Origin of the sequence: Frankia sp. EI5c, from assembly GCF_001636565.1 — a bacterium.
Taxonomy (GTDB): Bacteria; Actinomycetota; Actinomycetes; order Frankiales; family Frankiaceae; genus Parafrankia.
In genome coordinates this window covers 1-24,964 of record NZ_LRTK01000099.1, presented here as the reverse complement: position 1 = coordinate 24,964, position 24,964 = coordinate 1, and the positions used below count along the sequence as shown (strand labels likewise).

Here is a 24,964-nt window from a genome sequence, read left to right as displayed (position 1 = left end):
CCAGACACGCCGGACCAGCACGGAACGCACCAGGCTTGTCGACCGCGACGCCAACCCGGGCCGACCCGACCCGACCCGCGCCGGGCTGGCCCGGGCCGGCGGTCAGGCAGCCCGGCCAGCCTCCTGCGGACCGTCCTGATGCACCATCACCGCCACCGGCGCACGCACCTCGTCCACGTCCGGCGCCGGGCCCACCGGGGCACCGTGGCGACCGGCCTCGCCGCCGGGCCCGCTGTGACCCGGCCCTGACACCCGGACCACGGCAAGCGCCGGGGCCGGGACCGCGGCCGGGTTCGAGGCCGCGCCCGGCTTCGCGACCGGGTTCGTCGGGTGAGCCTCCTCGACGGCACCGGCGAGGAACCCGCCCTCCTCCTGGCGGTACGCGCGCAACCCGCGGCCGAGGCCCGTGGCCGGCCGCGGCCGCGCGGGCACCGCCTCCAGCTCGCCGCTGTCCAGCCCGTCGAGGAGGTCGCCTGGCCGGCAGTGGTAGAGCTCGGCGAGCCGGGCCAGTGTCCTCGCCGACGGCGCCCGCCCGCTCCCCGCGGGCCAGACCTCCCAGTACGAGATCGCCTTCCCCGTCTTGATCGAACCAGTGCCCGGCCAGCGTTCGTTCCACCGGCGGGCGACGTCCTCCTGGGTCCACCCGTGCGCCAACCGGTACGCGACCCGCGCGTTCAACCGGTGGTTGCGGCGGAGCTCCAGGGCGATCTCTCGGTAACTCCAGCCGAGCGCGCGCATCCGGGCCGCCTCCGCCCGCGGAGACCTCGAGGTACGTGGCATACGACCTCCCAGAGTCGATCAACGGGCGCAGGCTACCCGACAGGGCCGACATTTCCGTCCGGGCCGGTCGACGTCCCCGCGACTCCTACGATGTCGTCCAGGCGCGTGCCGCGGCCGGCGGGGGCCCGCGGCCGCCGGGCCACGACGCGGCCCCGGGGGCGACGGAGAGGGAGAAAAGGTGTTCAACCAGCCCGGTCAGGACCCGGCCGGCGCGCCCGAGCCCACCCCGCACCCCACCCCGCACCCCACCCCCCGCCCCGCGGGGTACCCCACACCGGAAGCGGGGGGCCACCACGAGACACCCCGGGCGCCGACCGGCTGGCGTACCGGCAGCGGCGCCTGGCGCGGTGGCAGCCCTGCGGCGCAGGCCCCGTCGGCGGGTCGCCGGGCCGGGCGACTGGCCGTGTTCCTCGGCGGGCTCGCCCTGGTCACCAGCATCGCGGTCATCGGCGGCCTCATCGGTGTCGCGGCCATCGTCGCGGGGATGCGGGCGCGGAGGTTCGCCCGCCGGGGTGACGCCGGCGGGGGGACGGGTACCGCCGGGGTCGCGCTCGGTGCCCTGTCACTGCTGATCGCCTTCACCGTCACCAGCGGCATGTGGGTCTTATATGAGCGCCACGGCGACGACCTGCACGACTATCAGGAATGCCGGCGGGGCGCCCGCTCCGTCCAGGAACTTGACGACTGCAGCCGCCGTTTCAACGAGGCTGTCCGCACCGATCCCACCTCGAAGGGCTGACCGGCCCGCCGGGCGGCGAGCTCCGCCACGCAGGACACGAGGACACCGACCACCGCCAACTCCCCGGCGGCCGCCAGACCAACCGACCAGGCCGAGGGCCCGAACCGGGCGGNCGCACCGCCCAGGCGGCCCGACGACAGGCAGGCGGCGACCGCCATCAGCAGCCCGCTGAGCCCCGCCGCGGCAAGAGTCGCGCGCAGGCGGTCACGGAAACCGGCCCCGACCGTGCCGCGCCGCACCGTCGTCGCGAGCATGATCCCGGCTATGACCGGGACCACCGCGAGCACCAGCCAGCCGAGCCGCGGCAGTGGGCCCGGGGGCAGCGCCGCGAAGATCGGCAGGTCCGGCAGCAGCGCCGCGTGCACCTCGTCAGGCCGCACGAAGCCCCCGCCGGTGCCGAATCCCGGGCCCAGGGTGTAGGCCAGCGCCCACAGGACGAGGTTGGGCAGAATCGCCAGCTGGACGGCGGCCAGGCCGACCCCGCCGATGATGCCGGCACCGAGGTCCCGATCAGCCGCGGCGATCTCGGGCAGGGTGGCCGCCAGGACCAGCGCCACGCCGAACGCCGCTACCGCGAGCATCGAAGTGAGCGCCGTCAGTGCCGCCGTGGCCGGCACCCGGAACCAGGTGGGCAGCGAGCGCCAGGCGGCCCGCAGCGCCCCGTACCCGGACAGCACGCCGAGCATCGCTCCCGACAGGCTGAGCGACAGCGCTCCGAGGACCACCGTGAGCATGTCGGGCCGGGCCGCCGGCGCCGACACGATCAGGGCGATCACGAGGACGAAGGCGGTCTGTACACCAGCCACGGAGACCACATCCCGGGCCACGGCACCCCACGGCGGCGTCTCGGAGCGCGCCGACCGCGGGGGCCGGAGACCACGCGAGGGCACACCACGTGGTGGTGGCACGCGGCCAGGTTTGCCAGCGGCCTGCCGATGCCCGGCTGTCGTCGCCGCGAGGACAGGCAGCAGAGTCAGCCCGATCGGGAGGAAGTCGACCGTGCCGCCAGGGAGATGGATCGCCGCCCCGTGCGCGAGCAGCCACAGGTTCGCCCCGACCCGCGAGGCGTCATCCGGGCCCGCCGACGAGTCGGTGTCCGTTCCCCACACGACGAGAACCAGGAACTGGATGAGGACGAGCCCCACGGCGCTGGTCGCCACCGCGCTCACGGCCGGGCGGCCGAGGTGCCGCCAGGCCGCCGCGAGCGGCCCACCCGCGACTGCTCCGTCGACGAGGCGGCTCCCGGGCGACTTACCCTGGGCGGCCCCGGTGAACGCGCCGGTGTTTCGCACGGGAGCACTCACGCCGGCAGGCTTGCACGGACGGAGGACCACTTCCGGGACAACACGCCGAGATATCCGAGAACGACCCGCGTCGTTAACAGGACAGGCTGGAAACAGGACTCCGGCTCACCGACCNGCTACGCTCCCCGAGCGTTCCGGCCCCACTCAGGTGCTACCCGCTCGTCCCGTCAGTCCCTGCCGCAGGAACATCCACGAGCAGGCGACCAGCTCGGTCAGGGTGCCCGCCAGGGCGGTGTACAGACCGGCAGCCGCGGCGCCGGGCATCGCCGGGCCGGTGCCCGGCCAGCCGGGATCGCCGGCCATGCCGGACTCCGGCCCCAGACCGGGGAGGACGGGATCGGTGAAGGTCGGCGCCGCCAGCCACACCACGAGCAGGGCGATGACGGCAACCCCGGCCGCGACGGCCGACAGGCCGGCGGACGGCGGCGGGAGGCGGACCCGTGCCGCCGCGGAGGACAACGGCTGGACACGTCGCGCGACGTGCGGAAAGGCGGCCGCGAGGGCCAGTCCGGCCCCGAGCGCGAGGGCCAGCGGCCCGGCCGGGCCTAGTTCCCAGCCGGAGAAGGATGTCCCGTAGGCCCCGTCCACGGGCGTGAACCAGGGCAGAAAACCGGATACGACGACCAGGACACCGCCCGCCATGATCCCGGCCGTGGCCGTGGCCGTGGCCGGGCCGCGGGCGAGCTGGCCGCCGGACGGCTCCACTGGTCCCCCTGGTCGTCAGACCCCTGCCCCGCGGGTCTCTGGCCCGTGCGGCCAGAGACCCGAAGGACGCCTACTGCCCGGAGGGCGGCTGACCGTAGCCGGGCTGCTGCTGACCATAGCCGCCCTGCGGCGGCTGCTGGCCATAACCACCACCGGCCGGGGGCTGGCCGTAGCCACCCGCGGGCGGCTGGCCGTAGCCACCGGTCGGGGGCTGGCCGTACCCGCCGGCCGGCGGCTGGCCATAGCCCTGCGGCGGCTGCTGGCCATAGCCGGGCTGCTGCTGACCGTACCCCTGCGGCGGCTGCTGGCCGTAACCAGGCTGCTGCTGACCGTACCCCTGCGGCGGCTGCTGGCCATAGCCTGGCTGCTGCTGACCGTACGGCTGCCCGTAGCCGGCCGGGGGCTGGCCGTACGGCGGCTGACCCTGCCCCGGCCACCCACCGGACTGCGGCGGGTTGCCGGTGACACCGGTGCCGGCCCGCAGGTTCAGCACACCGAAGACCGTCTGCGCGATGGCCGCGATCAGGGTGATGAAAAGGCCGAAGGAGGCCCCACCGTCATAGCTGGATGGAATGGACGGGTAGGCGATCCACCGGATGATGATCAGAAGCACCGCCAGCCCCGAGGCGGCCACGGTGACGACCGGCAGCGGCACCGGGAGCGTCGGCAGCCGGAGGTTGGCGAAGGTCAGGGCCGCGGTCAGCCCCGCGACCGCGAGCAGCAGGAGGATGGCCAGCCAGCCCCACAGATATCCGCTCAGGTCCGTGTTCCAGGCGCCCACGCTGTCGGAATACGAGGAGCCGAAGATCTTGGCCTTGACGGAGAACCAGGGCAGGAAACTAAAGATGAACGCTACGGCGCCGGCGCCGATGACCCCGACGTCGTTGGTCGCGACGCTACGACCACCGATTTGTACCACGGCAGAAATCCCCACTTCGTCAGGTCGGTCGGTCAGGTGGGCCGACCATCATCCCATGCCCCATCCTGACCACACAGGAGTCTTACAGCAAGGCCGCAGGACGGGAAAGCGTTCGCGTTCGCGCCCCGCCCCCGCGACCCAAAACTCCTGGACCGCCCGACGCGGGGGTCTCCCTCACAGCCAGAAGAAGACCCCCCGCGAACAGTGTTACAACGACCGCATGATGTCAGCCATCAGCCGTGCGGTTTCGCTCGGGGTCTTGCCGACGCGAACGCCGGCCTTCTCCAGAGCCTCCTTCTTCGCCTGCGCGGTGCCCGAGGAGCCGGAGACGATGGCGCCGGCGTGGCCCATGGTCTTGCCCTCCGGAGCGGTGAATCCAGCGACGTAGCCCACCACGGGCTTCGTCACGTGGGCTTCGATGTGAGCAGCCGCGCGCTCCTCCGCATCCCCACCGATCTCGCCGATCATAACGATGGCATCGGTCTCGGGGTCGGCCTGGAAGGCGTCGAGGGCGTCAATATGTGTCGTCCCGATGACAGGGTCGCCACCGATACCGACACAGGTGCTAAAACCGAACTCGCGCAGCTCGTACATCATCTGGTAGGTGAGCGTGCCACTCTTGCTCACCAGACCGATCCGCCCACCGGGAGTGATGTCGGCGGGGATGATGCCGNCGTTCGACGCACCGGGGCTCGCGATTCCCGGGCAGTTCGGCCCGATGATCCGCGTCGTGCCCTTTGACTGCGAGTAGGCGAAGAACTCGGTGGTGTCATGCACCGGAACGCCTTCGGTGATCACCACGGCCAGCGGGATCGCGGCGTCGACCGCCTCGATCGCCGCGTCCTTCGTGAACTTCGGCGGAACGAAGATCACGGAGACGTTGGCGCCGGTCTCGGCCATGGCGTCCGCCACCGATCCGAAGACGGGCACGCCCTCGACCTGCTGGCCCACCTTGCGCGCGTTCACGCCGGCGACGACCTTCGCGCCCGCGGCCAGCATGCGCCGGGTGTGCTTGCTGCCCTCGCCGCCGGTGATGCCCTGCACCACGATGCGGCTGTTCTCGTCCAGCCAGATAGCCATCGGTTGTGTCCTCCGACCCAGGTCAGGCCGCGGCCGCGGCGAGCTCGGCGGCGAGCTTCGCCGCGCCGTCCATCGTGTCCACCGGCTTGACCACCGAGAGGTTGGCCTCCTTGAGGATCCGGCGGCCCTCCTCGGCGTTGTTGCCGTCCAGGCGCACCACCAGCGGGGTCGTGACATCCCCGACGATGGCGAGGGCCTGGACGATGCCGTTCGCGACCGCATCGCAGGCGGTGATCCCGCCGAAGATGTTCACGAAGACACTCTTCACGGACGGGTCGCTCAGGATGATCGACAGGCCGTTCGCCATGACCTCGGCGGAGGCGCCACCGCCGATGTCGAGGAAGTTGGCCGGCTTCTGGCCACCGAACTCCTCACCGGCGTAGGTCACGACGTCCAGCGTCGACATGACGAGGCCCGCACCGTTGCCGATGATGCCGACCTGGCCCTCGAGCTTGACGTAGTTGAGGCCCTTTTCCTTGGCCTTCTGCTCCAGCGGGTCCACCGCGGCGACGTCGACGAGCTCGGCGTTCTCCGGGTGCCGGAAGTCCGCGTTCTCGTCCAGCGACACCTTGCCGTCGAGCGCGACGACACGGCCGTCACCGGTGAGGATGAGCGGGTTCACCTCGACCAGCGTGGCATCGGCCTTGACGAACACCTCCCACAGCTTCGCCAGCAGCGCGGCGGCCCCGTCGAGGGCCGCCTCCGGCAGCTTGGCCGCGACGGCGATCTCACGGGCCTTCGCCTCGTCGACACCGGTCAGCGGGTCGATGTGGATGCGGGCCAGCGCCTCCGGGTTGGTGGCCGCGACCTCCTCGATCTCCATGNCGCCCTCGCGGGAGGCCATGGCCAGGAAGGTGCGGTTGGCCCGGTCGAGCAGGAAGGAGGCGTAGTACTCCTCCGCGATGTTGCTCGCCTGCTCGACGAGGACGGAGTGGACCGTGTGGCCCTTGATGTCCATCCCCAGGATGGCCGACGCCTTCTCGTAGGCGTCGGCCGGCCCGTCGGCGACCTTCACACCGCCGGCCTTGCCGCGGCCGCCGGTCTTGACCTGAGCCTTGACGACCACCTTGCCGCCGAGCTCGGTCGCGATCTCACGTGCTTGTTGGGGGGTTGTGGCAATCTTCCCGGTGGGTACCGGTACGCCATGGTCGGCGAAAAGCTTCTTCGCCTGGTATTCGAAGAGATCCACGGTCCGTCCAGTCGGATGCGGTCGGTCAGGGGATGCACAGAACGCCTGCGAGCCTACTGACGAGGCCCCTTGGACGCTCGGTGCCGGACAGTCACCNCGAGTTGATCCCGGTCACCTCCCGGGCCGTGACGGGCCACGCGCCCCCCNGTCGCGCTGTGCGGTTGGCAGCTCGNCCGGGAGCGCTTTCGTGCCAGCCGACAACCCCACGGAACCAGCGCCAGACAGGCATGTTTCCGCTCAATTCGAGCCTGGAACCGCCGCCGGCGCCGGCAACCGAAGGCGCGCCACGCAGCAGCGCCGACCGTGGCACACAGTCACCACCCCTGGACGTGGGCGAAACGCGGGGACGCCCACCGCGCGCCGACGGGCCGCGGTATGTCCGATCTCACACGACTGAACGGAGTGCTGATCAGCCTACGGACCAGCCCACCGGACCGGATCCGTCTTGGCTTCTCAGAAAATCGCCCAGATCGCGACCCCCATGACGGCGGCGACGGCGATACCCAGCCAGCCCAGACCGATGCCGACCGTGGCGGCCAGCGATCCCCGCCGGCCGCGGCGGCGGATCTGCACCCTGGCCACGAGGCCCAGTACCACCGCGGCGATGCTGCCCAGCCCGAAGATCCAGAGGATCCCGAGCGCGAGCGAAAGCAGCGCGCACGTGTTCCACTGCTCCCGCATCCGCGCCCAGTGCTGGGCCAGCGAGGCCCGAACCGCCGCGGCGCCACCCGTGGACGGCCCGCCGCGGTCCGGGCCCGACCTCGGGTAGGCCGGCACGGGGTGGCCCGGGGCCGGACGCGCTCCCGGCTGGGCCACGCCACCGGATGACCGGTGCGTGCCGGGCGACATCGCGGGCACCGGCCTCCCGGCCGCGGGGCCACCGCCGGCTACTCCCCTCGCCGCCCCCCTCGCGGCCGGCCACGACCGCGGGTCCGGGGGCGCACCGGGCGGTGTCGGGTCGGCCGGATTGAGTGTCGGCTCGGCCGGCCCCCGGCTGTCAGCGGCGCCGGGCCGGGCCGCCTCCCACTGCCCGGGCGCCCGGGCCGGTGCCGGCCCGCCCGGCCCCGCCCACGGACCCGGCGCAGCCGCCGACGGCGGGAACGGCGCCGCCTGCGACGGCGGCTGGGACGGGGTCGACGCCGGTCCCGACGGGATCGACGGTCCTGACGGGGCTGACGGGGTCGGCCGGGCCGAGGTCCAGGGCTGCTGGGGCGTACGCCCCGCCACCCCAGGTCCGGAGGCCGGGCGGAAGGCCGACGCCGGCGGCGGGGGGCCGAACGGGCCGGACCCCTGCGGCGGCAGGCCTCCTCGCGACCCGCCGCCCGCGGCGGGCGCGCCCCGGCTGTCGGGCCGGGAGCGCGCCGGCAGGTTGTCGGGCGGCAGGCCGGGCAGCCGCGGCTCACCCGATGCCGACACCGCCGGCGGCGGCGCCGCGGAGACGGGCGGCGGCGCGGAGACGGGCGGCGGCGCGGGAACCGGTGCGTCGGCCGAGGAGGCGAACACCGGGGAGGGCCCGGTCCAGGTCTGCTCCAGAACGGACCCGGCCGCCCGGTCGGCGTCGGCCACACCGCGGACCTCGTGCCCGACGAGCGCCGCGAGGACGCCGGCCGGCCCAGGCCGCTCCCACGGCTCCTTCGACAACGCCTGGGCGACCAGGCCACGCAGGTAGTCGGGGAGGCCGTCGATGTCCGGGTCATCCCGCTGGACGCGCTGCGCCAGCAGGTCGGGCGCCTCGGCATGGAACGGGTGCCGCCCGGTCGCCGCGTAGGTCACGCAACTCGCCCAGGCGAAGACGTCCGCCGCCGCCCCGGCCGACTCGCCGCGCATCTGTTCGGGCGCCATCCAGGCCAGGGTGCCGATGACGTGGCCGCTCCTGGTGAGGGTGGCGCTGTCGGTGAGCTGGGCGATCCCGAAGTCGATTACCTTGGGGCCGTCCCAGGCGAGCAGGATGTTCGACGGCTTCAGATCACGGTGGACCACGCCCGCGGCATGGATCGCCACGAGTGCGTCGGCGAGGCCGACCGCGAGACCACGCACCAGGTGCGGCTCCAGCCGACCGCGTCGGCGGACGGCATCCGCCAGATTCACCCCTTCGACGTACTCGGTCACCATCCACGGCTGCGGTGCGTTCGTGTCGGCGTCGAGCACGCTCGCCACCGCCGTGCCGCGAACCCGCAGCGCGGCCCTGACCTCTCGCTCGAAACGTGAACGGAACTCCTGGTCCTCGGAAAGCTCGGCGGCGGCCACCTTCACCGCGACCGGTTCGGAGCCGGGAGCGAAGCCGAGGTAGACGGTTCCCATTCCGCCCGCGCCGATCCGGTTGTGCAGTCGGTACCGGCCGACCTGCCGCGGGTCGTCCTCCGTCAGCGGTGTGAGCATGACTCCCCTCTACCGGCCTGAGCCGTATCACCGTTCCAGGAGCGAGCAGACCAGACTATTGCGAACCATATGACGTATGAAGAGGTGGCCGGCGACAGCGGGCGACCGCGGCAGGCGCTTCCGTCCGCCGCGGCTCGCCAAACCGCGGTCGCGCGCCAACCGCCTGGTGGGGCGAAAGCGTGCCCTACGCAGGCCTGAATGCCGACCGGAGGCGGACGGCCCCTCGACGGCGGGCAGAACGCTCACGGCGGACGGATCCGCCACGGCAAACCACGGCCCGCGCGGGCTGGGCGGGCGGGCGAGAGCGATCCCACGTCACCGCGCCAGACGGCCCGGCCGACGCGAAGATCTGTGGGTATGGCGCAACGTGACACCACCACCGCGGCCCGGGACTGGCGGGCGGAGATCCTCGCAGGTGTGTCCCGCGCGCCCGCCGCACCGGGCGCGCGGAATCGTCTGGGCTGGCCGGGCTACGACGGCCGACCGGCGATGTGGTGGGGAACGGGGCCGGTCGGGGAGGTGCCGGCCGTCGTCGCGGTGTGGGACTTCGCCGTCCACGGCGGCAGCTTCGGCGAGTCCGACGCCGACACCTTCACCGCCGCGGTGCGGGCCGCCGTCGCCAGCCGCCGGCCGCTCGTGTCACTGATACGCAGTGGTGGCACCCGCCTGCAGGAAGGTGTCGCCGGGCTGGTGGGCCTGGCCCGGGTCGCCCTGGCGCTCGGTGACCTGGCCCAGGCGGGCCTCGCGCACATCGCCGTCTCGGACCAGCCGACGACCGGCGGGATGTGGGTGACGGTGGGCTCCCAGGCGGACCTGCGCTGCGCGGTCCTGGGCGCGACGGTCGGTTTCGCCGGCCCCCGGGTGGTCGCGGCCGTCACCGGCGAGGCGCCGCCGCCGGGCAGCCACACCGCGGCGTCCGCGCACGCCGCGGGTCTGGTGGACGCCGCGGTGGCCCCGGAGGCCGTCGCGGACTGGCTGTGCCGCGCGTTGCGGGCGGTGGCACCGCCGGACGCGACCCCGGACGCGACCCCGGATGCGACCCCGCCGAAGCCGGCTCGGGCCCAGGCGGGAGCCCAGTCCCGGGCCGGCGGGGTGCCACCGGCCGACGACCCCACGGGCGGGCCGGGCGAGGACGCAGACCAGCCACGGCGGAGCGGGTGGGAGCAGGTACTGGCGGCCCGGGCCGGTGATCGCCGCCACGCCGGCTCCGTGCTCGCCGACCTGCTCCCCGGCGGCGTGGACCTGACCGGCCCCGACCGGACGGTGCGAGCCCGGGTCGGCCTGCTGACACCCGGCGGCCGTCCGGTGGTCGGAGCCGCCGTGGCGGCGGAACGCGGTGGCGCGCCGGGACCGGACGGCTACCGTCTGCTCACCCGGGCCGCGCGGCTCGCCGGGCGGCTGGGCCTCCCGCTGCTGACCCTGGTCGACACCCCGGGAGCGGCCTGCGGGCCGGCGGCCGAGGCGGCCGGGGTCGCCGTCGAGATCGGCACGGCCATGGGGGCGGTACTTGCCTGCCCCTCGCCCACGCTCGCCGTCATTCTCGGCGAGGGGGGTTCGGGCGGCGCGCTCGCCGCCTGCTGCGCGGACGTGGTTCTCCTGTCGCCGGACAGCTATATGACGGCACTGTCGCCCGAGGGCGCGGCCACGACCCTGCGGATCGATCCCGCGGCGGCCGCGGACAGGGCGGGCCTTCGACCCGCTGACCTGATCGCTCTCGGCTTCGCCGACGCAGTTCTCGACCGTGGTGACGTCGACGTGCCCGGCCTGACGCATCGCGTCACGGACCTGCTGACGTCAATCGCTCTGAGTGACGACTCTGTCCGTCTTGCCGCAAGAAGAGACAAATGGTCGACAAGGCTGGATGGCGTTCAGTAGCGTCGCTGGTCCAACCTGCCACGAGGACAGGTCCGCACGAAGGGGACAGTCATCGACACCCGGCTGTTCACCCGGCTCGGGGCCACTCAGCTCGACGGAGTGAAGGGTCTGGTACTCGAGGCGGCGTGCATCGCCACCCATGCCGCCCTCTACCCGGCCGCCGCGCTCGGGCGTCGGCGTGACGACGGCCCCGCCGACCACTACCGCCTCGCAGATCTGACGCCCCTGCAACGGGGGTTGATGACCGGCGACCCAACCACCGCCGGGACACCCGTCCTCCTCGTCCACGGACTGGCCGACAACCGTTCGGTGTTCGCGCGGCTTGAGCGCTCCCTGCGCCGCCGCGGCTTCACCACCGTGACCGCGGTCGATCTCCCGCTGTTCGCCACCAGTGTCGAGGCGGCCGCCCGCCAGCTCGCGGAGGCAGTCGAGCAGGTCGTCGGGCGGCACGGGCACTCCGACGTGAACATCATCGCCCACTCACTAGGCGGCCTGGTGGCTCGCTACTACGTACAGCGGCTCGGCGGGGACGAGCACGTGCGCACACTGATCACGTTGGCGACGCCGCACCATGGCACCCGACTGGTGCGCTGCCTGCCGAAAGCCGTGTCCTTCCGGGTGCTCGCTCAGCTGCGGCCCGGGTCCCCGCTGCTGCGGGAGCTCACCGAGCCGGCGCCGGGGATCAGGACCCGCTTCGTGGCGGTCGCGGGAAGCCTGGACACGGTGGTCCGCCCGGACGAGGCCACGCTCACGCACCCCGACCTGACCACGGAGAACATCCTGGTCGACGGGGCCGGCCACCACGCTCTTCCGTTCAGCAGCACGGTGGCGCACCTGACCGCGCGGCTGCTGGCGGCCGGGCGCGAACCAGCCCGCAGGGCCATGCCGCCATCCAAAAGTGCCACACCTTTGTGGCTAGTTGGAACTAACTGTCCGAAAGAGACGGTGTAGCCTCCTCCTCGGTTTATGGGATCCCTCCCCCAACCGGTTTGTCCGGTGGGTGCCTTGCGACCTGGGAGTGCGTGTTGACAGGACCGCAGTTCCCGAGATCCGAGTACGGAGTACGCACACGCCGGGATGCGGCNGCCCCCGGCAGACGCGATGAGACCGTGTCCGGAAGATCGGGTTTCGCCTTCGTTCACCTGCGGCGCACCGGTGCCGCCACCGTAGCGATCTCGACCATCGGGCTCGCGATGATCAATGCGACCGGTGTGGCCCATTCCGACGCCACCGCCCGGATCGAAGCCAGCCCGACGGGGACCGTGGTGGGAGCGTCCACCACGCGGCTCCCCGCCGACGCGGCCGGGAGCGCCCAGGTCGTCTCCACCGCCGGGACGGACGATCTGAGTGCGCCGATCGATCCGACGTCAGCGGATGAGCAACGCCGGCTCAACGAGCTGCTCGCCGCGAAGGACCAGGTCGTCATCCGCGAGGCGCTCGCCGCCGTGAGCCAGCGCGACGCGGCGGCCGCCGCGGAGACCGAGCGGCTGGAGGCGGCACGCTGGGTGCGCCCCATCGAAGCCCGGATCACTCAGGGATTCGGTGGCAGTAACCGCCACATCGGCGTCGATTTCGGCGCCGCGCACGGCACCACCATCCACGCGGCCCACCGGGGCACCGTGATCTACGCTGGCTGGGAGTCCGGCTACGGGAACTTCGTGCAGATCATGCACGAGAACAACGTGGTCACNAGCTATGGCCACCTCTCCNGCATCGATGTCCGCCTCGGTCAGGAGGTGGCCACCGGCCAGCAGATCGGCCTGGAGGGGAACACCGGCCGGTCCACCGGGCCGCACCTGCATTTCGAGGTTCGGCTGGGCGGCCAGTACGGGACGAAGGTCGACCCCCTGGCCTGGCTCGCCGGCCACGGAGTCACCTACTGACCACCGGCCAGACTCTGACCACCGGCCAGACTCTGACCGCCGCCCAGACTCTGCCGGACGTCTGAGCTCGCACCGACGTCAGAGCTTCTCCACCGGGGCGTAGCGCAGGAGGAGATCCTTCGTCCCGGTGTCGGATCCGAAGTCGACCTTGGCCTGGCGCGAGTCGCCGACTCCGCTCGTCGCGACGACGACCCCGAGACCGAACGTGTCGTGGGTGACCCGGTCGCCGGGGCTGAGGTCGACGATCGGACGGGCCGCCGGGCGGCCGCCCCGCGCCGCGAACGGCGAGTTCGCCGGCCGGGAGCCGAAGCCGCCGGAACCAGCCGACGAGCCGGCGGCCCGGCCCGCCCCGGAGTCGGCGAACCGCCCACTGCCGCCGGACGGCGCCGGATCGGGCAGCCGGCGCCATTCGACGAGGGTGTCCGGGACCTCGCCCAGGAATCGGGAGGGTGGGTTGTACGCCGGCTGCCCCCAGGCGCTGCGCATCTGGGAGCGGGTCAGGTACAGCCGGGAGCGGGCCCGGGTGACGCCGACATACGCCAGCCGGCGCTCCTCCTCCAGGCCGGTCGGATCCCCGAGTGTGCGCAGGTGCGGGAAGACGCCGTCCTCCAGACCGGTGAGGAACACGACCGGGAACTCCAGGCCCTTGGCGCTGTGCAGGGTCATCAGCGTGACCACTCCGTCGGAGCCGTCGTCGTCGGGGATCTGGTCGGCGTCGGCGACGAGCGAGACCTGCTCCAGGAACTCGGCGAGGGTGCCCTCCGGGCGCCGCTCGGTGAACTCCTGGACGACCCCGACCAGCTCCCGCAGGTTCTCGACCCGGCCCTGGGCCTCGATGGTGTCCTCCGCCACCAGTTCGGAGAGATAACCCGTCCGTTCCAGCACTGCCTCGATCACCGCCAGCGGACCGCTCGGCAGGAGCTCACGCAGCCCGNCCAGCAGGGCGGCGAAGTCCNGCACCGACCGGGCTGACCTGGTCGCCACCCCGGGAACCTCGTCCACCCGGGCGAGCGTGTCAGCGAAGGGAATCCGCTCCCGCTCCGCGAAGGCCGAGAGCATCGCCTCCGCGCGGTCCCCGATGCCGCGGCGCGGGACGTTGAGGATGCGCCGCAGGTTCACCGTGTCCGTTGGATTCGCCAGCACCCTGAGGTAGGCCAGCAGATCGCGGATCTCCCGGCGCTCGTAGAAGCGGACACCGCCGACGACCCGGTACGGCAGGCCGACCCGGATGAAGATCTCCTCGAACACGCGACTCTGGGCGTTCGTCCGGTAGAAGACCGCGACGTCCGCCGGCCGGGCCAGCTTCTCGTCGCCGAGCCGGTCGATCTCCTCCGCGACGAAGGCGGCCTCGTCGTGCTCGTTGTCGGCGACGAAGCCGACGATGCGCTCGCCGTCGCCGGCGTCCGACCACAGGCGTTTGGGCTTGCGCTGGGCGTTGCGTGCGATCACCGCGTTCGCCGCGGAGAGGATGGTCTGCGTGGACCGGTAGTTCTGCTCCAGCAGGATGACGGCCGCGTTCGGGAAGTCCTGCTCGAACTCGACGATGTTGCGGATGTTCGCCCCGCGGAAGGCGTAGATCGACTGGTCGGCGTCACCGACCACGCACAGCTCCGCGGGCGGCACGGCACCCGACGGCGGCACGGCACCCGACGCGCCGCCGTCGGCCGGGACGGTGCCCTCGGTCGGGGCGGCCCGGCCGACCAGCTCGCGGATCAGTACGTACTGTGCGTGGTTGGTGTCCTGGTACTCGTCGACCAGGACATGGCGGAACCGCCGCCGGTAGTGCTCGGCGACATCGGGGAACACCTGGAGCAGGTTGACCGTCGTCATGATCAGGTCGTCGAAGTCCAGCGCGTTCGCCTGCGTCAGCCGCTGCTGGTAGACGGCGTACACCTCGGCCACGGTGCGCTCGATGTGGTTCGCGGCCCGGTCCCGGGCCGTCTCCCAGTCGATGAGTTCGTTCTTCAGAGCGCTGATGGCCACCGCGAGGCCCTTGGCGGTGTGCCGCTTGGGGTCGAGGTCGAGATCCCGGGTGACCAGGGTGATCAGCCGCTGCGCGTCCGCCGCGTCGTAGATGGAGAACGAGGAGGCGAAACCCATCCGGCTCGCCTCCGAGCGCAGGATGCGTACGCAGGCCGAGTGGAAGGTGCTGACCCACATCGCCCTGGCCCGCCGGCCGACCAGTGCCTCGACCCGCTCCTTCATCTCACCGGCGGCCTTGTTCGTGAACGTGATCGCGAGGATCTCCCCCGGCCGCGCGTCGCGGGCGGCGAGGAGATAGGCGATCCGGTGCGCCAGCACCCTGGTCTTGCCGGAGCCCGCGCCGGCGACGACGAGCAGCGGCGAGCCGGCGTGCACCACCGCCGCGTGCTGCTGGGGGTTGAGCCCCTCCAGCAGTTCGTCCGGGTCGAGACGAGGCGGCCGGGCGTGGCCCGGGCCGGGCTCGAGCACCGCCGGACCGGTGTCACGCAACGCCCGACCACCGGTCGTGGCACCGCCGCGCGACCCCTGGCCCGCGGCGGTCAGGCCGTCCGGCGAGCCGGCCCCGGCCAGTTCCTCCGTGCCAAAGGTGTCGTCGAAAAGAGTGCTCATCAGACCTCGATCGTACGTTCGACGGACGAACCGGCCGACGCCGTGGTCAGGCTGGCCACCACGTCATGGTGCCGGGCGGGTCCGACACTTCCACGTCGGGTCGGGGCGCCGGCGGCCGGGTCCGGCCTCCGCGCCCTCGGTCCCGAATCCGGTCCGGTACCCGGTGTCAGGCGCCCGGCCGGGTGGCGTCCCCGCCGGCGTTCTCACCGGCACTCCCGCCGGCCGCGAGGGCGGCCACCCGGATGTCGACGGACGGGTCGACGTTGCCCCCGGAGAGCACCACCGCTGTCGGCCCGATCGCGAGCCGGGGCATCCGCAGCAGCGCCGCCACCCCGGCGGCTCCCGCGGGCTCCACCCGGTGGCCCGCCCGCCGCAGCCGGACCATCGCCTCCCAGAACGCCTCCTCGTCGACCGTGACGACGTCGTCCACGAGCCGGGCGGCCAGGGCCAGCGTCAGCCGGCCGGGCGCGCCGACCGCCATCCCGTCGGCCACCGTGCCCGCCGACGGCCCCACGAGACCGGCCCCGGCGATCCCCGGCACCACAGCACCCGGCAGCACAGCACCCGGCGGCACAGCACCCGGCGGCACGGTGAGGCGGCTGCCGAAATGGAAGGATGCGGCGAACGCGGGCGCGGCGGCCGCCTGGACACCGATCACGCGGACGTCCGGCCGCTGGGCGCGGATCGCCACCGCCAGCCCGCTCAGCAGCCCGCCGCCGCCTACTCCCACGATCACCGTGGCCAGGTCGGGAACCTGCCCGAGGAGCTCGAGCCCGATCGTCCCCTGGCCCGCGACGACGGCCGCGTCGTCAAACGGGTGGACGAGGAGGCCACCGTTCTCCTCCGCGAAGGCCGCGGCGGAGCGCAGCGCCGCGTCGACGCCGCCGGGTACGTGCTCGACCCGGGCGCCCAGGCTCCGGGTACGGGCGACCTTGGCCGGATTGGCGCCCTCCGGGACGAAGATCGTCGCCGCGACACCGAACCGGGCCGCGGCATAGGCGACCCCCTGGGCGTGGTTTCCCGCGCTCGCCGCGACGACTCCCCGGGCCCGCGCCCGTTCGCCGGCGGTCGCGATCCGGTTGTAGGCGCCGCGCAGCTTGAAGGAGCCGGTGTACTGCTCGTGCTCGCACTTGAGCCAGACCGGTGCCCCGCCGGGTCCGCCCAGATCCGTGGCGGGCACGACTCTGGTCCGCCGCACCACGCCGTCGAGGCGGCGGGCCGCCGCCGCCACGTCCGCGGCGTCGACGGAGGCGCCACGGGTGGCGTCTCGGATGGCGCCGCGGGGGGCTGTGCGCACGCCGATCCGGTGGCGTGCGGGGGAGGCGCCGCGGGAGCGTTCCGGCCGTGGCGGGCCGGAACGCGCACTGAGCCGTACGGAGGCTCCCGCGGCCCCGGTCTGGGGATCCCCGGCGTCCTCGGCGTCGGCCGGGTCGTCCCCGCGGGGCGGCGAAGCACCGCCGACTGGCGGTTGACTCACGGATGGTGATGTCATCGAGACTCTCCTGGTGGCTCGGCGGCCACCTCCTCCCGGGGCCGCGGCAAACAAAAAAGCCCCCCGCCGTAGGGCGGAAGGGCTCGGCGCGCGACCCGGTCGGGGCTGTCGCGCGCCTACGTAATCACCATGAGGAAGTGCGGCACCCCTCCAGCCTGCGCCGCCGCCCGGACGGAGTCAAACCGGCCGGCCGGGAAGCCCGACCCGGCGTAGTCCCATCCGCGAGCTTCGACGATGGGAAGCCACCGGGTCACGGAACGGTGGCTCAGCCGCGCCGCTCCGCGTCCACCGTCCACCAAAGATGACTCAGAGACACCCAATGTCCAGATCGGCAGGTCTTGGGCAGTGAATATCCATAAATGTCCGTTTCCTCGACCAGAATGCCCGCCGCGGAATGCCGTCGGTCCGGCCGTCAACCCCCGCCCCGAAACACCGCGTCACAAAGTCCGGGCGACGACCCGGCGCCGAGGGCCGTGAATCGCATTTGCCGACGCGTCCAAGAGATAGCGGCCACGGAGCGTAGGTGGAAGCCGATGGCGACGGGCTACGGCACCGAACGCTGCTCGCCGAGCGGAGGGCGGACGGCACCCGCCCGGATGTAATGAACCGCGGCGGCTCGACCCGGGCTTACCGCGAAACGGCACGGACCAACGCCACCGAAGCTCCATGACCTCAATATCGGGACATGTATTTCCCAACACCCACCCCGACCGGCCGGGGTGGATGTTGAGCTCATCCCGCTGCGGCGCTACTCCGCTCGCCGTCGCGGCTACTCCCGCTCGCCGCCGCGGCTACTCCCACTCGATCGTGCCGGGCGGCTTCGAGGTGATGTCGTAGACGACCCGGTTGACCTGCGGGACCTCGTTGACGATCCGGTTGCTGATGCGCTCCAGCAGCGACGGTGGCAGCCGGGCCCAGTCCGCCGTCATCGCGTCCTCGCTGGTCACCGCGCGCAGGACGACCGGGCAGCCGTAGGTCCGCTCGTCACCCTGGACACCCACCGACCGCACGTCGGCGAGCAGGACGGCGAAGACCTGCCAGATCTCCCGGTCGAGCCCGGCCTTCCGGATCTCGTCGCGGACCACCGCATCGGCCGCCCGCACGATGTCCAGCCGCTCCGGTGTCACCTCACCGATGATCCGCACGGCGAGCCCCGGCCCCGGGAAGGGCTGGCGCCAGACAATCTCCTCGGGAAGCCCGAGCTCCTCACCAAGCCGGCGGACCTCGTCCTTGAAGAGCGTGCGCAGCGGTTCCACCAGGGCGAACTGGAGATCATCGGGAAGCCCGCCGACGTTGTGGTGCGATTTGATCTTCGCCGCGGTGGGTGAGCCGGACTCGATGACATCGGGATAGAGCGTGCCCTGCACGAGGAATCCGATGCGGCTGCCCTCGGCCTCGGCCCGTGCGTCGAGCTCACGCGCCGCCTCCTCGAAGACGCGGATGAACTCCCGACCGATGATCTTGCGCTTCTGTTCGGGGTCGGTGACCCCCGCCAGCGCCGCCGCGAACCGGTCGGCCGCCTTCACATGCACGAGGTCGATGCCCGTCGAGGCGACGAAGTCCCGCTCCACCTGCTCCGCCTCCCCGGCACGCAACAGGCCGTGGTCGACGAACACACAGGTCAACGCGTCGCCCACGGCCCGCTGCACCAGCGCCGCGGCCACCGCCGAATCCACGCCGCCCGACAGCCCGCAGATGAGCCGGCCATCCCCCGCCTGCCTGCGCACCGCGGCGACGGCCTCGTCGACGATGTTGAGCATCGTCCAGGACGGCCGGCAGCCCGCGCCCACAAGCAGGAAGTGCCGCAGGACGTCCATCCCCCGGTCGCTGTGCACCACCTCGGGATGGAACTGAACGCCGTAGAGCCGTCGCTCGGGATCCTCGAAGGCGGCGACGGGCGTGGCCGGGGTCGTCGCCGTGACCCGGAACCCGGGAGGCGCCGCGGTCACGGAGTCGCCGTGCGACATCCACACCTGCTGGGAGACCGGGAGCCCGTCGAAGAGCACCCCGGGCTCCTCGACCCGCAGGCGGGTCGCGCCGTACTCGGCGGTACCGGTGCGCGCGACCGTGCCCTCCAGGGCCTGCGCCATCACCTGGTGGCCGTAGCAGATGCCCAGTACCGGCACGCCGGCCGTGAAGAGCGCCGGATCGACCCTGGGCGCTCCCGGTGAGTAGACCGACTTCGGACCGCCCGAGAGGATCAACGCCGCGGGGCGCCGGGCCAGGATCTCCGCCACCGGCATATCCCACGGGACGATCTCCGAGTACACATGACACTCGCGAACGCGCCGGGCGATCAACTGGGCGTACTGCGCGCCGAAGTCGATCACAAGAACGGTGTCGTATCCGGGATGTGCATCGGTGGAGCCATAGCTGCCGCGAGGTGACTCGTTCACTCATCAAGCCTACGGAGGCCGGCGCGGGTCCGTGCCGGGTGGCGCGCGCAGCCCGGAAGGCGTCACATTGGAGGCGTCTTCGGGTGGTCCGGACCAAGCGGTCGCCGAACCGGCCCGCGAAGACCGGGAAGCCCCGATCTGATCGAAAGGCCCGTGAACGTCACCGCGGCGGATGGCCCGGCCGACCGACCGTGCCCGTGGAGATGGGCATGCGTGACAAACTAAGCCGCAAACCGCCCACAACTGGCCTCTGACCGACAACGGGCGTACGGTGGGCGCCTTTCGGGTGCTCACTACGTCCCGCTAAGGTGCGTTGTGAGGGACATCCGGGCCCGATACCGAGCCATCCTGGTACGACTGTTCCGGGAGGCTGGCGGAGAGGTTGCGAAGGTACGTGCGCAGACAACCGATGGCCAGCAGCACGGGCATGGCCGCAGACCAGCAGCCGATGTCGGCGGCTGGTTCGTCCGTGGAAGACGACGGACATCATGAGGACCAGCCCCCGAAGTCCCCTCGACCGGAAGGATCCGGCGGCCGGGGGCTCCGTCAGACGGTGACCGATCCCACCAACTGGCGGGTGCGCACCAAACTGATCGCGATTCTCGCCGTACCAGTCCTGGCCATCCTGGCCAACTCGATGATCCAAGCGGTGTCGGTTCTGACCAGCACCCGTGACGTCAACCGGGTTCGCGACCTCATCGACATCAACAGGTCGGCGTCGTCTCTGGTCTACGCCCTGCAGAAGGAGCGGACGTACACCACCGGCTTCGTCGCCTCGGGCCGCAGCAGCGCCGAGCTCTCGGTGGACTCCCTGCGCACCGGGGTTGACGAGGCCCTCACCTCCTACCAGAACGTCGCCCGGCGGCACGCGGGCTCCTTCGGGCCCGAGGTCAGGAACGCGCTGAACGAGGTCGACAACGCGACGAGCCGGCTGCCGGCGGTGCGCGACGCGGTCTCGAAGATCTCCGACCCGGACTCGGTGCGATCGAACTACAAGCCCCTGATCGACTCGCTCGTCGATCTGGTCGTCCTGATCCCGCAGGGAAATGACGACCAGACCCTGCTCGCCAACATCAGTGCCAATGACCACCTGGTGCGGGCGAATGAGGAACTGGCCGCGGCACAGGCGCTCGTCTACGGCGTCGTGGTCAGCGGAGATCCGTTCTCGACCGACGACTACCGCGAGTTCCTGACCACCTACTCACAGCGCTCCGAACTGATCCGTGCGTTCGAGGTGGATGCGGCTCCGGGCGAGCTCACGCTCTATCGGGAGAAGGTGAACCCCGACGAGAGCCCGGACATCGAGAACACCGAGCTCTACGAGGAGCAGGTTCTCGACGCTTCCACCGGAACGCCGCTGACGAAGCCCGAGGCGCAGAAATGGGCCCGGGCGACCCAGGAGACGATCGACCGCGGCTCCGAGGTCAGCGCCGCTCTGTTCGACAACGCCGATGACCGGGTGGACGAACTGCGCGGATCGATCCAGCGCGGCGCGCTGCTGTCCGGTCTGCTGATCGTCTTCATTCTCGCCAGCGCCCTGCTCGCCGCCGTCGTCGTGGCCCGCTCGCTGGTCCGGCCGCTGCTGTCGCTGCGAACGGCCGCCCTCGACGTCGCCGGTCGCCGGCTGCCGGAGGCCGTCCGCCGGTTGCGGGACTCCAGCGACCAGACCATGGCCGACGACGTGGAGCCGATCGGTATCGACTCCGACGAGGAGATCGGTGAAGTCGCGCGGGCGTTCGACGCGGTCCACCGCGAGGCGGTCCGGCTCGCCTCCGAGCAGGCCGTACTGCGGAACAACGTCAACGCGATGTTCGTGAACCTCTCCCGCCGAAGCCAGGGACTCGTCGAGCGCCAGCTCCGCCTGATCGACGACCTGGAGAACCGCGAGCAGGACCCGGACCAGCTCGCCAACCTGTTCAAGCTCGACCACCTCGCCACCCGAATGCGGCGGAACAACGAGTCCCTGCTCGTCCTCGCCGGCACGGACACGGCACGGCGGTGGACCCACCCCGTGCCGGTCAACGAGGTCGTCCTCGCCGCCATCTCCGAGGTGGAGCAGTACACCCGGGTGAAGCAGACCGGCGCCGCGCCGGTCTCCATCGCCGGCAGCGGTGTGAGCGACGTGGTCCACCTGATCGCCGAGCTCCTGGAGAACGCCACATCTTACTCCCCCCCGGTGACCGACGTGCTGGTGTCCAGCCACTCACTCGGTCCGGGCGCGGGCGCGATGATCGAGATCGAGGACCAGGGCATCGGGATGCCCGCCAAGGAACTGGAGCGGGTCAACGACCGGCTGGCCAACCCTCCGGTCGTCGACGTCTCGGTCTCCCGGACGATGGGTCTGTTCGCCGTCGGTCGGCTGGCCAGCCGGCACGGCATCCGGGTCCAGCTACGCGAGTCGGCCTCCGGCGGCATCACCGCTGTCGTCCGGCTGCCCGCCAAGCTGGTCACCGGTGACAGCGCGGCGGCGGGCAGCGGGCCACGCCCCGCGGCGGCGGCGCTTCCCCCGGGCGGCCGCGGCCCCGCTCCGGGTGCCGGTCGCGGCCCGGCCGGAGGTCCGACGCCGGCACTCGAGCGCAACGGTGCCGGAGCAGGCCTACAGACCACCAGCTTCAGCCCCGTCGTCGATCCCAGGGCTGCCTCCGCAGCCGGAGGCTCGTCCGTCGCGCCCGGCAGCAACGGCTTCGGCGCTGGTGCCGGCTTCGGGCAGGGACCCGGTACCGGCGACTTCACGAGCCCCGGCGGGGCATCGCTGTTCGGCGGAGGCAGGCAGGAGCGGCCCGCTCCGAACGGCCAGTTCTCCCGCGATCCGCGCGACTCCCGCGATCCGCGCGACTCCCGCGACAACACGGGCGACGGGCCGCCGGCCGGCTTCGGGGCCGACCGCACCGACGGGACGGGGTCCTATCCCTCGCAGGGACAGCCCAGCATCGAGAACTCCGGCGAGTTCCCGATCGGCGCCTATGATTCCGGCCCGCTGCCCTACCGCGGGGATGACCGGTATGACGAGCCGCCGCGCGGCGGCGAGCAGCAGCGTGGCTACCTCGGCGAGCACGGCGCGCCGGACACCCCCGGGCGGGGCTTCACCGACACCGGCGGCTACCCGCTCCTCGATGCCCGCGCCGGTGAGGAGCCGCCGTCGGGCCCGCTCCCCGTGGGGCCGGTCACCGGACCCACGGAGATGTACCGCGAGCCGGACACCGATGCGCTCTCCCGGCCGGGCGGCGTGTTCAACCGGGCGCCCGGGCGCCCCAGTCCCGAATCGGGCGACGCTTTCCCGCGCACCGGTCCGAATCTGGCCGCGGCCTTCCGCGGCCATCGGGAGACCGGCCCGATGGAGACCGGCCCACTGCAGACCGGCCCACTGCAGACCGGCCCGATGGACACCGGTCCGCTGCAGACCGGGCCGCACGCGCGGCCCGACTTCGGGCGCAACGAGAACACCGGCGAGCTGGCACTGGAAGAGCGGGACAGCGAGGACACGCTCACAACCCCGATCTTCGATTCCGTCTCCGCCTGGTTCCAGCGCCGGACGCCGGCGCCCGGGAACGGGGCCGCGAGTGACGGAGCGACTGGCCAGGCCGCCCCGGCCGGTCCCGCTCCGGCCAGGCCGGCAGCGCCCCGCGAACAGGCGGCGGGCGGCCCTTCGGTGCACTCCGCTCCGCTACCCCGGCGGGCGCAGGCCCCGGCCCGTCCGGGCTCCCAGCCCAGCCCGACACCACGCACGCCGGCCCGCGGCGAGCCGCTCCAGGACTCCCCCGCCAGGGGGATCCGCCGACCAGGACCGGGTGCTCCGATGCCGGCCGCCGCACAGGCAGCACGGCCGGCGGCACCGAACTCCGGGCCCCAGCCGCTGGTGACCGCGGGGCAGCAGACCGGGGAGGTCTCCTGGTCGTCCGCAGGCGACGAAGGCTGGCGGGCCGCGGAACAGCTCCGCCAGCCCAGCGGCGGCGGAACCACCCGGTCCGGACTCCCGGTTCGAGTTCCCATGACCCATCTCGTGCCCGGCAGCGCCGAACCGGCGCCCCGCCGGCGTCCCCCTGAGCCGACGGTGACACGCCCCCCAGAGGTTGTCGGTGGTCGGCTCGCCAGCTTCTACCAGGGCGTACGGCAGGGACGTGATGTCGGAACAGACACCACGAGGAACCCCCGACGTGACGCGCAGGAGGAACGGTGACACCCGTGAGTTCCGAGGCTCAGAACCTCAACTGGTTGATCAACAACTTTGTTGACCGGGTTCCGGGCGTGGCCCACACCGTGGTGGTCTCCGCCGACGGGCTGCTGTTGGCCGTCTCGGACGGCTTTCCACGGGACCGCGCCGACCAGCTCGCCGCCGTCGCCTCCGGGCTGGTGAGCCTCACCGGCGGAGCCGCCCGGGTCTTCGAGGCCGGCGCCGNGACCCAGACCGTCGTGGAGATGGAGCTCGGATTCCTGTTCATCATGGCCATCAGCGACGGGGCCAGCATGGCGGTACTCGCCGCGCCGTCCTGCGACATCGGTCTTGTCGGTTACGAGATGGCATTGCTCGTGAGCCGCGCCAAGGACGTCCTCACGCCGGCTCTCCGAGCCGAGCTGCAGGGGACGCTCCCGCGGTGAACGCGGGTAGGTCCAGGGAGTCAGGGTGAGTATCGATCCCGAGAACGCGCCCGGACCGGTCGTCCGCCCCTATGCGATGACCGGTGGGCGGACTCGGTCACGTTACGAGCTCGCCATTGAGGCACTCGTCTTCACGACCCAGCTCGGCGAGGAGCGTGCGCTAAGCCTCAACCTGGAGCAGCAGACCATCGCCGCCATGTGCCGGCAGGTGCGGTCCATCGCCGAGATCGCCGCCGGTCTGAGGGTGCCCCTGGGGGTCGCCCGCGTCCTGGTAGGCGACATGGCGGACGAAGGCTTCGTCCGCGTCCACCAGCAGCCGGACCGCGATGAGGCGCCGGATCTCGCGTTGCTCGAAAGGGTTCTCAGTGGCCTTCGAAAGCTCTGACCACAGACGGGTCAACTCCGCCGTCGCCACGACCTCGGTGAAGATCGTGGTGGCGGGCGGATTCGGCGCCGGCAAGACGACGTTCGTGGGCTCCGTGTCCGAGATCGTCCCGCTGCGCACCGAGGCCGTCATGACCGAGGCCGGCGCGCATGTCGACGACCTCACCCATCTCGTCGACAAGACCACCACGACCGTGGCGATGGACTTCGGCCGTGTCTCCCTGGACGAGGATCTGATCCTCTATCTGTTCGGGACGCCCGGGCAGTACCGGTTCTGGTTCATGTGGGACGACATCGTTCGCGGCGCCATCGGCGCGATCGTGCTGGCGGACACCCGGCGCCTCGCGGACTGCTTCGCCGCCGTCGACTACTTCGAACAGCGCCAACTACCGTTCGTCGTCGGAGTGAACTGCTTCGACGGCATCCTGCGGCATTCCATCGAGGATGTCCGGGAGGCCCTGCAGATCAGCCAGGCCGTGCCGATCATCACCTGCGACGCCCGAAACCGCGACTCGACCAAGAGCGCGCTGATCGCCGTCGTGGAGCACACGATGTCGCGCGCGGCGGCTCGTACCTGAAAAGAGCCGCCCAACCGGCTTCCGGTGCAGACGAAGGCGGGGGGTGCTCCGAGTCCGGAGCACCCCCCGCCTT

18 protein-coding genes and 6 pseudogenes are annotated in these 24,964 nt (G+C 72.2%); 10 read left to right on the top strand and 14 right to left on the bottom strand.

Going from position 1 to position 24,964, the window contains the following annotated elements:
- Positions 1-102: 102 nt before the first annotated feature.
- Positions 103-780: a helix-turn-helix domain-containing protein gene (locus tag UG55_RS24455; protein ID WP_066073670.1), complete on the bottom strand. Its 678-nt coding sequence runs from the start codon at positions 778-780 to the stop codon at positions 103-105.
- Positions 781-958: 178 nt separating this feature from the next.
- Between UG55_RS24455 and UG55_RS42920 the strand changes: the two genes are divergently transcribed.
- On the top strand, positions 959-1,519 hold the full coding sequence (locus UG55_RS42920; RefSeq protein ID WP_242425045.1) for a hypothetical protein: 561 nt from the start codon (positions 959-961) through the stop codon (positions 1,517-1,519).
- On the opposite strand, the pseudogene UG55_RS42915 reads toward UG55_RS42920, so the two are convergent.
- The 9 genes and pseudogenes from UG55_RS42915 to UG55_RS24425 all read right to left on the bottom strand — a co-directional run.
- Positions 1,420-1,631: pseudogene (locus UG55_RS42915) on the bottom strand (hypothetical protein); the annotation flags it as partial. The gene UG55_RS42920 and the pseudogene UG55_RS42915 sit on opposite strands and share 100 nt — an antisense overlap.
- A gap of 1 nt (position 1,632) precedes the next feature.
- Positions 1,633-2,823, bottom strand: a 1,191-nt coding sequence (locus UG55_RS24450; protein ID WP_242425044.1) for a DUF6350 family protein, incomplete at its 3' end; no start/stop codon positions are given.
- 144 nt (positions 2,824-2,967) lie between these two features.
- Complete coding sequence (locus UG55_RS24445; protein WP_242425043.1) at positions 2,968-3,528, bottom strand: hypothetical protein; 561 nt, start codon at positions 3,526-3,528, stop codon at positions 2,968-2,970.
- 70 nt (positions 3,529-3,598) lie between these two features.
- Complete coding sequence (locus tag UG55_RS24440; RefSeq protein ID WP_066073667.1) at positions 3,599-4,447, bottom strand: hypothetical protein; 849 nt, start codon at positions 4,445-4,447, stop codon at positions 3,599-3,601.
- Between the two features lie 207 nt (positions 4,448-4,654).
- A pseudogene (locus UG55_RS42910) lies at positions 4,655-5,120 on the bottom strand (succinate--CoA ligase subunit alpha); the annotation flags it as partial.
- A gap of 1 nt (position 5,121) precedes the next feature.
- A partial coding sequence (locus UG55_RS42905; protein ID WP_396231008.1) for a CoA-binding protein occupies positions 5,122-5,527 on the bottom strand: 406 nt, incomplete at its 3' end.
- Between the two features lie 22 nt (positions 5,528-5,549).
- Positions 5,550-6,351 (bottom strand): annotated as a pseudogene (locus tag UG55_RS24430) (ATP-grasp domain-containing protein); the annotation flags it as partial.
- Between the two features lies 1 nt (position 6,352).
- On the bottom strand, positions 6,353-6,716 hold a 364-nt coding region (locus UG55_RS42900; protein ID WP_242425042.1), incomplete at its 3' end, for an ATP-grasp domain-containing protein.
- A gap of 453 nt (positions 6,717-7,169) precedes the next feature.
- Positions 7,170-9,095, bottom strand: a complete 1,926-nt coding sequence (locus UG55_RS24425; protein WP_066073658.1) for a protein kinase domain-containing protein — start codon at positions 9,093-9,095, stop codon at positions 7,170-7,172.
- Positions 9,096-9,452: 357 nt separating this feature from the next.
- Here UG55_RS24425 and UG55_RS24420 point away from each other — a divergent pair, with 357 nt between their 5' ends.
- The 4 genes and pseudogenes from UG55_RS24420 to UG55_RS42890 all read left to right on the top strand — a co-directional run.
- Positions 9,453-10,970 carry a carboxyl transferase domain-containing protein gene (locus UG55_RS24420; protein WP_066073655.1) on the top strand — a complete coding sequence of 506 codons (1,518 nt, stop codon included), beginning with the start codon at positions 9,453-9,455 and terminating at the stop codon, positions 10,968-10,970.
- 99 nt (positions 10,971-11,069) lie between these two features.
- Entirely contained in the window at positions 11,070-11,921 is an 852-nt protein-coding gene (locus UG55_RS24415) for a triacylglycerol lipase (RefSeq protein WP_128423168.1), read from the top strand.
- A 242-nt stretch (positions 11,922-12,163) separates the two neighbouring features.
- Positions 12,164-12,660: pseudogene (locus UG55_RS42895) on the top strand (M23 family metallopeptidase); the annotation flags it as partial.
- Positions 12,661-12,680: 20 nt separating this feature from the next.
- Positions 12,681-12,853, top strand: a 173-nt coding sequence (locus UG55_RS42890) for a M23 family metallopeptidase (RefSeq protein WP_304440450.1), incomplete at its 5' end; no start/stop codon positions are given.
- Between the two features lie 78 nt (positions 12,854-12,931).
- Here the strand turns inward: UG55_RS42890 and UG55_RS42885 are convergent.
- From UG55_RS42885 to guaA, 4 genes and pseudogenes are all read right to left on the bottom strand, one after another.
- Positions 12,932-13,787: pseudogene (locus UG55_RS42885) on the bottom strand (3'-5' exonuclease); the annotation flags it as partial.
- Positions 13,788-13,809: 22 nt separating this feature from the next.
- A partial coding sequence (locus tag UG55_RS24405) for a UvrD-helicase domain-containing protein (RefSeq protein ID WP_242425041.1) occupies positions 13,810-15,445 on the bottom strand: 1,636 nt, incomplete at its 3' end.
- Between the two features lie 166 nt (positions 15,446-15,611).
- On the bottom strand, positions 15,612-16,937 hold the full coding sequence (locus tag UG55_RS24400; protein ID WP_066073646.1) for a pyridoxal-phosphate dependent enzyme: 1,326 nt from the start codon (positions 16,935-16,937) through the stop codon (positions 15,612-15,614).
- Positions 16,938-17,728: 791 nt separating this feature from the next.
- Positions 17,729-19,333 carry a glutamine-hydrolyzing GMP synthase gene (guaA, locus tag UG55_RS24395; RefSeq protein ID WP_066073643.1) on the bottom strand — a complete coding sequence of 535 codons (1,605 nt, stop codon included), beginning with the start codon at positions 19,331-19,333 and terminating at the stop codon, positions 17,729-17,731.
- Between the two features lie 553 nt (positions 19,334-19,886).
- Here guaA and UG55_RS24390 point away from each other — a divergent pair.
- From UG55_RS24390 to UG55_RS24375, 5 genes and pseudogenes are all read left to right on the top strand, one after another.
- Entirely contained in the window at positions 19,887-23,510 is a 3,624-nt protein-coding gene (locus UG55_RS24390) for a nitrate- and nitrite sensing domain-containing protein (RefSeq protein ID WP_242425040.1), read from the top strand.
- Positions 23,507-23,729: pseudogene (locus UG55_RS42875) on the top strand (roadblock/LC7 domain-containing protein); the annotation flags it as partial. The gene UG55_RS24390 and the pseudogene UG55_RS42875, both read left to right, overlap by 4 nt.
- Position 23,730: 1 nt before the next feature.
- The coding region (locus UG55_RS42870; protein WP_396231007.1) for a roadblock/LC7 domain-containing protein at positions 23,731-23,929 on the top strand (199 nt) is incomplete at its 5' end.
- Positions 23,930-23,954: 25 nt separating this feature from the next.
- The gene (locus UG55_RS24380; RefSeq protein WP_066073635.1) at positions 23,955-24,314 is read left to right on the top strand and encodes a DUF742 domain-containing protein; all 360 of its coding nucleotides are present in this window, start codon (positions 23,955-23,957) and stop codon (positions 24,312-24,314) included.
- Positions 24,295-24,891 (top strand): ATP/GTP-binding protein, encoded by a 597-nt coding sequence (locus tag UG55_RS24375; protein WP_066073632.1) that lies wholly within the window; start codon positions 24,295-24,297, stop codon positions 24,889-24,891. Before UG55_RS24380 ends, UG55_RS24375 begins: the two co-directional genes overlap by 20 nt.
- Positions 24,892-24,964 lie beyond the last annotated feature (73 nt).